Source organism: Clostridium sp. (assembly GCF_029267215.1).
Classification (GTDB): Bacteria; Bacillota; Clostridia; order Clostridiales; family Clostridiaceae; genus Sarcina.
The window spans coordinates 1-10,384 of record NZ_JARIDH010000031.1; the positions used below are offsets into that span (position 1 = coordinate 1).

The 10,384-nt window shown below is 26.1% G+C and carries 14 protein-coding genes, 2 tRNA genes and 1 rRNA gene; 3 read left to right on the top strand and 14 right to left on the bottom strand.

What is annotated here, in order from left to right:
* Positions 1–79 (bottom strand): 16S ribosomal RNA (locus tag Q1K13_RS04875); the annotation flags it as partial.
* A 1,163-nt stretch (positions 80–1,242) separates the two neighbouring features.
* Between Q1K13_RS04875 and Q1K13_RS04880 the strand changes: the two genes are divergently transcribed.
* Complete coding sequence (locus tag Q1K13_RS04880; protein WP_300348123.1) at positions 1,243–1,419, top strand: tyrosine-type recombinase/integrase; 177 nt, start codon at positions 1,243–1,245, stop codon at positions 1,417–1,419.
* Between the two features lie 721 nt (positions 1,420–2,140).
* Here Q1K13_RS04880 and Q1K13_RS04885 read toward each other — a convergent pair.
* The 11 genes from Q1K13_RS04885 to Q1K13_RS04935 all read right to left on the bottom strand — a co-directional run bounded on the left by Q1K13_RS04885 (position 2,141) and on the right by Q1K13_RS04935 (position 8,125).
* Positions 2,141–3,325: a phage major capsid protein gene (locus Q1K13_RS04885; RefSeq protein ID WP_300348108.1), complete on the bottom strand. Its 1,185-nt coding sequence runs from the start codon at positions 3,323–3,325 to the stop codon at positions 2,141–2,143.
* A complete protein-coding gene (locus tag Q1K13_RS04890; RefSeq protein ID WP_300348109.1) occupies positions 3,318–3,605 on the bottom strand; it encodes a hypothetical protein in 288 nt (95 codons plus the stop codon). Before Q1K13_RS04890 ends, Q1K13_RS04885 begins: the two co-directional genes overlap by 8 nt.
* Positions 3,606–3,752, bottom strand: a complete 147-nt coding sequence (locus Q1K13_RS04895; RefSeq protein ID WP_300348110.1) for a hypothetical protein — start codon at positions 3,750–3,752, stop codon at positions 3,606–3,608.
* Positions 3,753–3,934: 182 nt separating this feature from the next.
* Entirely contained in the window at positions 3,935–4,447 is a 513-nt protein-coding gene (locus Q1K13_RS04900; RefSeq protein ID WP_300348111.1) for a hypothetical protein, read from the bottom strand.
* Positions 4,448–4,496: 49 nt separating this feature from the next.
* Complete coding sequence (locus Q1K13_RS04905) at positions 4,497–5,198, bottom strand: sigma-70 family RNA polymerase sigma factor (protein WP_300348112.1); 702 nt, start codon at positions 5,196–5,198, stop codon at positions 4,497–4,499.
* A gap of 106 nt (positions 5,199–5,304) precedes the next feature.
* Positions 5,305–5,448: a hypothetical protein gene (locus tag Q1K13_RS04910; RefSeq protein WP_300348113.1), complete on the bottom strand. Its 144-nt coding sequence runs from the start codon at positions 5,446–5,448 to the stop codon at positions 5,305–5,307.
* Positions 5,449–5,551: 103 nt separating this feature from the next.
* Positions 5,552–5,746 carry a hypothetical protein gene (locus tag Q1K13_RS04915; protein WP_300348115.1) on the bottom strand — a complete coding sequence of 65 codons (195 nt, stop codon included), beginning with the start codon at positions 5,744–5,746 and terminating at the stop codon, positions 5,552–5,554.
* A gap of 251 nt (positions 5,747–5,997) precedes the next feature.
* Positions 5,998–6,714 (bottom strand): hypothetical protein, encoded by a 717-nt coding sequence (locus Q1K13_RS04920; protein WP_300348117.1) that lies wholly within the window; start codon positions 6,712–6,714, stop codon positions 5,998–6,000.
* 16 nt (positions 6,715–6,730) lie between these two features.
* Entirely contained in the window at positions 6,731–7,465 is a 735-nt protein-coding gene (locus Q1K13_RS04925) for a rolling circle replication-associated protein (protein WP_300348118.1), read from the bottom strand.
* Positions 7,466–7,731: 266 nt separating this feature from the next.
* Positions 7,732–7,911, bottom strand: coding sequence for a helix-turn-helix transcriptional regulator (locus tag Q1K13_RS04930; RefSeq protein ID WP_111917078.1), 180 nt, complete (start codon positions 7,909–7,911; stop codon positions 7,732–7,734).
* A gap of 19 nt (positions 7,912–7,930) precedes the next feature.
* Positions 7,931–8,125, bottom strand: a complete 195-nt coding sequence (locus Q1K13_RS04935) for a helix-turn-helix domain-containing protein (protein WP_300348119.1) — start codon at positions 8,123–8,125, stop codon at positions 7,931–7,933.
* Positions 8,126–8,262: 137 nt separating this feature from the next.
* Between Q1K13_RS04935 and Q1K13_RS04940 the strand changes: the two genes are divergently transcribed.
* Positions 8,263–8,793: a helix-turn-helix domain-containing protein gene (locus Q1K13_RS04940; protein ID WP_300348121.1), complete on the top strand. Its 531-nt coding sequence runs from the start codon at positions 8,263–8,265 to the stop codon at positions 8,791–8,793.
* A gap of 20 nt (positions 8,794–8,813) precedes the next feature.
* A complete protein-coding gene (locus Q1K13_RS04945; protein WP_300348122.1) occupies positions 8,814–9,986 on the top strand; it encodes a tyrosine-type recombinase/integrase in 1,173 nt (390 codons plus the stop codon).
* A gap of 144 nt (positions 9,987–10,130) precedes the next feature.
* Here the strand turns inward: Q1K13_RS04945 and Q1K13_RS04950 are convergent.
* A tRNA-Arg gene (locus Q1K13_RS04950) sits at positions 10,131–10,207 on the bottom strand.
* 52 nt (positions 10,208–10,259) lie between these two features.
* Positions 10,260–10,333: transfer RNA gene (locus tag Q1K13_RS04955), tRNA-Gly, on the bottom strand.
* Between the last annotated feature and the right edge of the window lie 51 nt (positions 10,334–10,384).

Here is a 10,384-nt window from a genome sequence, read left to right on the forward strand (position 1 = left end):
GAAAACTTCATCGCTCGACTTGCATGTGTTAAGCACGCCGCCAGCGTTCATCCTGAGCCAGGATCAAACTCTCAATTTAAAAGTTTAATCTATACTCATATTACTTGTTAAAAGAATTGCTGGTTTATGTTAATATCTTCTGTTTAATTTTCAAAGACCATGTCATCACTCGGTGTTTTCATTTGACCTTGACGACGATATTTATAATACCATATTGACAACAATTACTTGTTTTTATTATCTCTATTTATTAAAATTATATTTAATTTTCTTCATATTACTTTATTTTTTTATCTTTTATACATATGGATACGCTAGGATAAGTTTACATATATTCTCTTTAAATAAAAGCAATTTAAATAATTAACTTAATTTTATTATATCTACTTTTATAAAAATTCATTTATTTTATGAATTTAAAACTACTATAAATCCTATCTATTATACTATTGAATTCATCTTCATAATTATTTGGATATATAACTTCCTCTAAAACTATTTACTCTTGCTAAATCTATCAAGTTTGCAATATTTATAAATTCACTTTAAACCATCATATACTTTTAAATTCCATTTAAATATCTGAAAAGATATTTTCAAAAAAATACCTCTAGAAAATATGCATATGCACTATAATTTTCATTTCTTAAATTAATTATTTGTTCATCACTAATATTAGCATGTCCATTATATGCTATAACTTCTTTTTACCATCTTTTCCCCTGTAATTCACATGATACGCATACTCTAAATAATGTTTCTTCTCTTCATTATTCAATGTGATTAAATATTTCACATCATCCTTTCTTTAAGTAAATCTTATTTTTGCATCGCAACCCTGTATACAATATAACGAACCTTTAAATTTATACTAATATTCTTCTTTTGTAATATTGTTTACTTCTATAAGCTTTTCTTCACCTTGATTTCTAATCATAGCCAATTCTATTTTTATTTTACTCATTACAATCACCCCTTACTATATTTTGTATTGTGGTTTAACTATAAAAACTCATTTTATTTAAAAAACAGAAAAAATTTTTATAGCATAGTTACTTCGCCTTTTAACTTTAGTAAAAATTTTTTACATAACACCTACCACTTAAGGTAATAATATATAAATCTAACCTATATATTATTATTCAATAACATTTTTATAATCTTGATAATTTATCTTTAAAAATTCTTGTTAAATCAAAAATAAATTTTATACACTAATTAATATCATGTACTATAAAATAAATTCACTTTCATGATTTAAGACATACCTTTACAAATAGACTTTTTGAAAATAGTGTAAAACCTAAAACAATTCAAACCTTATTATGCCATAGTGATATATCAACTAATCTTAATATATACTCATATTATAAAAATAAGACTATAAATAGACTTATTTTCTTATTTAAACTTAGGTAATTTTTACTCTAGTTTCATTTTTCTTTTTCTATTGCACATCTATTTCAAAATTTATATAAAAATAAGGGTTACAAAATCCTTGTAACCCTTGAAATTTGGTGCACCTAGCAAGATTCGAACTCGCGACCTGTGGAAACGAAAGAGTATATTTTAATACTTTTTACGTAATATTCAAATCGTGTTATAAAGCCATTTGTTTGTTATATTTTTTTATCTTTTATTATTTTTCTTTATTCTATAAGGGGTAAAAAGAGGGGTAAAAATTAATTTACCACCTTTGAATTAGTTTTGGAAATTTTGAGAAATGAAAACTATATATGTGGCCTTCCTCTATTTTAATAAAAGTTTTCCATACTACCCATACACTTATAATTTATCCTTTATTTAATGCTAAAAAGCACCTCATTTTTATATGTTTTTTGCGTGAAATTTATTGCTTTTTATCACTTAATTTTATTTTAACAAAACCTCTTAATTCTATTGCAAATACTTGTCTTGATTACTTTTCATTAATATTAATAAAACTCTTCTAGCCCTCCCATTCAAAAAAATTCATTTGGGGAAAATCCGCGGAGAAAAAGTGCTAACCATGGACACGGAGCAAAGGCTTAAAAACTTTTTAACCACCCCCTACCTCTTCCAATTAAATAAAAAAGCTAAGACTTTTATATCTTAGCTCTTAATTAATAATTAAATTTAATTTATTTAAATTATATATATTCTATTTTTCTACAGTATAATCAATTCTAGTAACACTCTTAGGCTTTAATATAGCAAAGTCTAGCATTGCATAAACTCTTAACCATACTGACCCATCTTCAAAACCTAGCTCACTTGATGTATCTATTATTATTTTATTCTGTAATCCCATTACTATAGAGTTGTTATCATATACCATAGCTTGGTTATCTTTTATATTGTTACTTACCTTGTGTTGTAGCTCTTCAACCTTCTTTGGCATATTAAGAGGTTGTCCAGTTGTATCTGTTAAAAGACTTAATGAAGTATCTATATTACTATTATATGCTATAGTTGTTGGTACTCCATTAGCCTTAGTAATAGCACCTATCCCTTTAACAAATGATGTATATTTAGATGTTTCTATATCACCACTAGATATTATATTAATATCCTCATATGTTAATATTCCCTTTGGTTGTAGTTGTCCATCACCATATAAGCCTACTGTATCTATACTTTGAGCTATAGAATTAGCCATAGCTTGTTGTATAACTTGGTCAATATTCTTAGCACTATTTAATAACTCTAATGATATTTTCATAAGTCCGTATATAGTTCTACTCTTTAAGTCTACAGAACCAAAAGTCATATCACTAAATTCTACTTTTGCTAATTCTTCTTTAAATTGAAATACTGGGTCTTTTTCTATTGTTGCAATAGTCATATTATTGCTTTCCATAGGTAATATAGGTATATCACCTAGTGCCATTTGTGGTCTTGCTAAATCTATTATTTGAGCTGATAGTTCTTGTGGTATTAATGTTTTACCAGTTGAAGTTGTCAATTCCCTATATGTTGCTTTTTCTGATGTTGCATTTTCCCAATCACCAGTCAGCATTCCTTTTACATATTTACCAATACTTAAATCTTTATTTTCACTATTTTTTATAGTGGCATTAAAGAAGCTCTCCCCTTTATTTACTAATTTCAAATTTGAATTAGTAGTATTTTCTGTTCCATTTAACTGTTGTGTACCGTCAAAGTCTAATACTCTTCCATCTCCATCTATTTTCTTTTGAGCCTTAATTTTAGCCTCCAAGGAATCAATATTATCTGATATCTCTTCTAGTTCTTCTTTACTCACATTTTCTTTATTAAGTAAATTGTTTAATCTTTTATTTTCTTGATCTAATTGATTTAATAATTCTCTTAATTCTTTACTCACTTTTTTTACTCTCCTCTTCAATAATGGCATTTAAATATATATCTGTTTTTTCTTTTGTTTTTTGAGCTATTATTTTAGCTTGTAAAATATCAACTTGTTTTATAGCCTCTTCTATTTCTTCCTTGCTGATATCTTCATTATTTATTGAATTTTCTAATGTACCTTTAGCCTCATTAAACTCTTTTATTAATTTATCAATCTTTTTGCTAACCCTATTATTTATATAATCATTTTTAATTTCTTCAATTATATTTGAAAACTTATCTTTTAATATATTCATTTATCCCAAATCCTTTCTTAATTCTCTTTTATTACTTTGAACCTTACGCTCCCAGTAACTTTTATTATAATTTTTTACTTTCTCTTTATTCTTCTTACGCCACTCTCTTAAATATGCGTTTCTTTCTTCTCTTGCTTTATCATTCACCAACAATTCTCCTTTCTTAATTTTGCAATAAAAAAAGCCACGAGAACAACACCAGTATTTATACTGATTAATTGTTTCCCGTGGCTTATATGCCGTATGCCATTAATAATGACATGGTACTTACTTTATTAAATTATTTATTTTCTTTATTATATCATTTTCATTATTTTTATACAATTATTTTAACGCTTTTTCTTACTTTTATTATTTTTAGGCTTTTTCTTTACCTCATATTTTTCTAGTAATAGCTCTTTTATATCTTCAATATCATTTGTTGTTGTTCTTTCAAAATATTTTAAAGGTAAATTAAGAATTTCACTAAATTGTTTTGCATACTTACTTTTATTTTTCTTTGGCATTTCCTCAATTAGTACCTTTGACTTTACCCCTAGAATCTCACTCAATTCCTTTGTATCTATTTTTAAAATATAATGTACTACGTTATAAACACTTAAAACTATATATCCCTCATTCTTTAAACATTCTAATCCTAATCTAATGCCGTCAATGTCTAAAGAATCATATAAATAAGGTTGTCTTAAATACCACGGAATATTGTCTAATATTTTACTCTCATATCTTTCACTACATTCCCAATACTCACAATCTATATCTATATTCTTTTTTATTAATGGCATATTACACCCTACACAGTTCTCACAACTCTTTACTATTTCAAATATTTCTTTACTCATAATACAAATATCCCCTCTAATCATTTTATTTAATCTGCTAATTTAGTCTTTATATTGAACTACTATGTTTATAATAGCTATTAGCATACATTTTCTTTATATATCCCATTTCCATAAAACTTTTTGAGTTATGTATTGCCCAACTACTCATTCTCATTTTAGTTAAAGCTCTTTCTTTTCTCAAACTAACTTTACCTTTATTTAAGCCTAATATTTCTCCAATTTCTTGTAAAGTCATTTCTCTACTATTCCACCCATAGTTAAACTTTATAATTTCTCTTTCTTCTAGTGTTAATTTATCACTCATTAAACTATCTAATTGTATTCTTAGCTCTCTTAAAAACTCTATTTCTATTATATTTTCAAAAGCATAATCAACGCCCTCTATAAACTCTCCTAGCTCTGTTCCCTCTTCTCCAACTGGCATATTTAAGCTTATAGATTCTTTATAAAGTTTATTATTCATTTTATCTTTTTCACTTCTACCATTAACATAATTATTTATCTCTCTATCAATCCAGTAAATAGCATATGTTATTAATTTAGCTCTATTTTTATTTTTAATATCATACTTGTTTATGCCTTGTATCAATCCAACTATTCCCGTTTGAATTAAGTCCTCTTCCTCTATTCCATCAAATTTATACTTATTAGCTATTTTATATATTACTCCTTTATTATTCTCTATTAACTCATTTAAGGCATTTTTATTGCCTTGTTTATATAATACAAATAACTCTTCATTACTCACACTCTCCACCTCATTCTCTAAATGAAAAGCCACATGAAATTATAACTTATTAATTTCTGTAGCTCTTCATTTCTTTATGTCTTTTGTATTCTTTCTTTATGATCACTTACTCTATATCTATATAAACTTTTTTATATTTTCCAGTTTCATATACCTTACTTATTTTATTTATTTTCCCACTAACTGAAAGTGCTTTTATTATCCTTTGTTTTTCCTCTTCTAAAATAAACTTTATTGTTATTTTGGTCATTCTATCACTCCAAACTATTTATAACTTGATTTATTCCTTTATTATGTGATATCCTTTAGTTGCGTTTTTAAGGAATATTTTTTTCCTATAAGCTGATGTACTTCTATTTAGTACATTGGCTTTTTTTAGATTTTTCTTTCTTTTTAGAAATTTCAACCATATGACGCATTACTTCTTTTGCTCTTAAAAATGCTAAGTAATCAATATCTCTTAATTCTTTGGCTGCTTTCATTATTTCTTTTAATTCCTCTTTTTCTAAATTATCAAAACAATTATTTTTTATTTCTGCTTTTTTCATCTTGATAGCTCCTTTTATTTTTATTTGCACCCTTTTTCTAAATTGTGTGCATTAATTATTTATCTTAAAATTCTTTGAAACCTAGTTTAATAGCTATTCTTTAAAGTTAATGCACCCCTTTTTTCAAAGGTTGCACCCCCTTATATGAAAATAAAATTTTTCTACTTTGGCACTAGCTAACCACCGACCGACACCCCATTAAAAAAAGCCGTTTTTTATATAGGGGGCTATAGGATAAATACTACTTAAACCTATATATCGAATATATTAGCATTAGCCATACGCTTAATTAACCTGTATAAGTCCTCATTAAGAACTTTTATATTATTTAGATTAATATTACTACTCATAACTATTGGTAACCTCTTCATGCTCCTATACTTTAATATACTTATAAATAAACTTATATTATTTAGACTTTCTTCATTTTCTAAAAAATCATTTATTATAAGCAAGTCCACATTTTTATACCTATTAATATGCGTACTACCTATTTTTAAAGGCTTATTTAAAGAAATATACTCAATATCAACATCATTATTAAATATAAGCTTATTAGCTAATGCTAGTAGCAAATGTGTTCTTTCTTTTTGCTCTACTCCTAATAATGCAAATGAATTGCTCATACTATTTCTAATATCCTTAAATCTAAGATAATAATTAGTTGTAGCATTTTTCATATTTTTATTAATTAGAGTATCATCATTAAAATTTTTAAAAGTTTTTTCTAATTCATCAGCATTAAACTTACGCAAAGCTCTAGCTATATTTTTACTTTTCTGACACTTACAATTTGAATATCTCTTACTATATGTATTATAAATTACACCTTTTCCCCCACATAAAACACATTTACTCTTTCTAACCTGTTTACTTACCATTTCTTTATATTCATAGGAATTAAGCCTAGTATTAACTCTATTTAATACCTCTTCTATTCTGCTTGGTATGTTTTTAGGTATATTCATTAAATCTCTCACCTCTTCAATTATTTAGTTTTTGCAATTTTATATTTATATGGGTATATGATGTTATCTCATTGACTTTGACCTCATATTCCCTAAATATATATCCTTTATACAATCTTTCAAACAAAGCTCTTTCACCTTGTGAATTAGCTAACTCATTAACTTTTTTCTTGCTAAATTTAAAGTCATTAACTTTAACCTTAGGCTTTTTTAAGTTTCTACTTTGACTCCATCTTTTTTTACCTTTTGGGTCTTTAGTAAGATATTTTGCCAATTCTTCATATCCTAGCTCATTACTTCTTAACTTAGAAACCTCTACGTTTCCATTCCCCCATATTCTCTCTAGATCTGATATATCAATAATTCCATTCATAATCATGTGATTATGTATTTTAATATTTTCATCATATTCAACTACATTGATATACTTTAATTCCTCTTTGTTATTCTTTTTTAAAAATCTTCTAAGCCTCTTTAAAAAATTTTCAAAATCTTTTGATACCCTCTTCTCATTTTTGGGTCTTTTATTATCTGAATAACTCAATGTTACAAAAAAATCTTTATCAGTAAAGTTAGTATTTAGTAATCTTGATAGATGTTTTCTTGAATTTTTATCATTCAAGTTTTTTTGCTTTGGTAAGCTCTCTTTTTCTTTCTTCTTTCTGCTCTGTTTTCTCTTATATATTTCTATAGGGAAAATCTCTACTTCTAAAATATTTCCACTATATATTTTCTTCTCTCTATATATCATTTTTAAGCTTACCTCCTTCTATCTCTAATCCTCTCTGTTACTTGACTTTTATATAAAGTGTCCACTAACTTAATACCTTTACCAAGACCCTTAAAACCTATATTTAAGGGTATATTTATTTGTTAATTAATAACTTTTTATTTTGAAAATACTTCTTTAAAAGCTTTTGCACCTTTTAAAGTCGGCTCTTTTTCCATTTCTTTACACAAATTAATATATAATCTTAATAATTTAACTGACATATTTTTACACCTCTCTTTTATTTTCTATGAACAAAGCTTGTCTGCCCATTCTTGAAGTTTATTTTTATTTATATAGATTCTCCCACCCAATGATATACTTGGAAACTTATCATCTTTACATAGTTGATATATTGCATTTGTTCCAACTCCTAAAAGCTCCTTAGCCTCTTTAGGTGTAATTAATATCTTCTCTTGTATATTCATTCCTCTTCCTCCTAAATCTTTACTCTGTAAATATTTTATTTAAATCAATATCTAGTACTTTTAAAAATTTCTTTATAAGTGGATATGTTAAATTCTCAAAATTACCATTTTCCAATATTGATAACTTATTTCTACTTATTCCTAAAATCTTAGCTAATTCTTGTTGACTAAATCCTTTTTCAATTCTAGCTATTTTAATATTTAAATTTTTCAATTCATCACTTCCTAAACATGTAGTGTTAAGTTATATATTTTTATACTAAACACTATATGTTTAATTGTCAATACATCTGAACAAAAAACTTAACATCTGTTGTTTATTTAGTGTATAATATTAATTGAGGTGATATTATGTGTACCACACTTGGGAAAAAAATTCGTGATTTAAGAAAAGCTAATAATATGACAATGAAAGAATTAGCTGAAAAATTAAATTTAACCGAACAAGCAATTTCACAATATGAACGTAATATAAGGATTCCTAATTTTGAAATTTTAAAACAAATTTTCTCTATATTTAATAAAAGCGTTTATGATGAATTAAAAGATTTAAGTGATATTAATACTCTTGAGGAACTTTACATGTTGATTAATCAAATTAAAACTGGAGGATTTACTAGTTTGGATTCCATAAAATCAATTATTTATCCAAATTTAAATATATTTAACAAACTCTTTTCTGCTGATGATTTAAATGTTTTAGTTGGTTCTTTAACAATAATAGATTCTATTAAAAATTTTATTGAAATTGGAGATAATATCGATTCAAAAAATAATGGTTATGGAAATAAAATTGCCGAAAGTTTTTTAAATGGTTTTATTTTTTTTGATATTCCAAAAGGCAAAAAAATAATAATTAAACTTGAAGATATTGAAGATTAAGTTTAAGAGAGGTTTTTATTATGGCAAAAACAACTTTTAGGAAAAGAGTTATAAATGGTAAGGAATATTATTTCTTTAGATTAAGACATAAGAACTTAAAAGCTCCTAAAGATTTATATGGCTCTACTGTAAAAGAATTAAATAAAAAAATTAAAGATATTACTTATGAACTTGACCATAATGTAAAAGATAATAAAGAGAGTTTTGAAAATTTCTTTACAAACTGGTTATTTGAAGTTAATTTCATAAACAAAAAACCCTCTACCAAAGAAAGGTATGAGGGTCTTTATAGAAACTATATTAAAAATAGTGAACTATCAAAATTAAAAATTAAAGATATTTCACAAACTGATATTCAAAAATATTATAATTCTCTAATTAAAAAAGGGGTTTCAGTAACTACTGTTATTCAATTAAATAAGATAATAGCTCCTAGCCTTAGATATGCTTATAATAATAATTTAATTATCAAAGATTTCACCAAAGCAATAGTGCTGCCTACTAAAAAAGAAGAGGAAAAGTTAAATAGCAAGAATAAAATAAATCCTTTTACACTTGATGAACAAAATCAATTTTTAAAAGCTATACAAGGACATGATTTTGAATTACTATTTATAACGGCTCTTAATACTGGAATGAGGCAAGGAGAACTATTGGCTTTAACTTGGAATGATATTGATTTTAATAGTAATACTATTTCAGTTAATAAGACGGCTAAATATATAGCTCCAGTTGATTCTACTGGAAGAGGTAAAGGGAGTATTTCTATTCAAACTCCTAAAACAATAAATAGTATTCGTACAATTCCTATTCCTTCATTCCTAAAAGATAAATTAAAACAATATAAAGTAATTCAATCTAAAAATAGACTTTTACTTGCTAATATTTATAAAAACAATAATCTTGTATTCTGTAATAGCTTTGGTAATTTCTTAGATAGTAGTAGAGTAAGAAAAGAATTTAAGAAAGTATTAGAAAAAAATAATTTATCAGCCAGAAAGTTTCATGATCTAAGACATACATTTGCGACTAGATTATTTGAACTTGGTGAAAATCCTAAAACTGTTCAAACTATACTCGGTCATAGTAATATATCAACTACATTAGACACCTATACCCATGTACTTGATAATATGAAAGAAACTGTTTCTAATAAATTAAATGATTTATATATATCAATGAGCGTTAACTAATTTATACGCTCTTTTTTTATATCAAAATTACACTTAAATTTTTATTTTTAAAGGGTAATTTTAGGGTAAAAAAGCCTTATAAAAAACTATAAGGGGTAAAAAGAGGGGTAAATTTATTACCCACTTTTCTCAACCCCTTGGTATTGGTGCACCTAGCAAGATTCGAACTCGCGACCTGTGGATTCGAAGTCCATCGCTCTATCCAGCTGAGCTATAGATGCCTATTATTTATTTTTATACAAAAAAAGATAACCGATTAGGTTATCTTTTGAATGGAGCGGGTACCGGGAATCGAACCCGGGTATCCAGCTTGGAAGGCTGGTGTTCTACCATTGAACTACACCCGCATATGGAGCGGAAGACGGGACTCGAACCCGCAACTTTCACCTTGGCAAGGT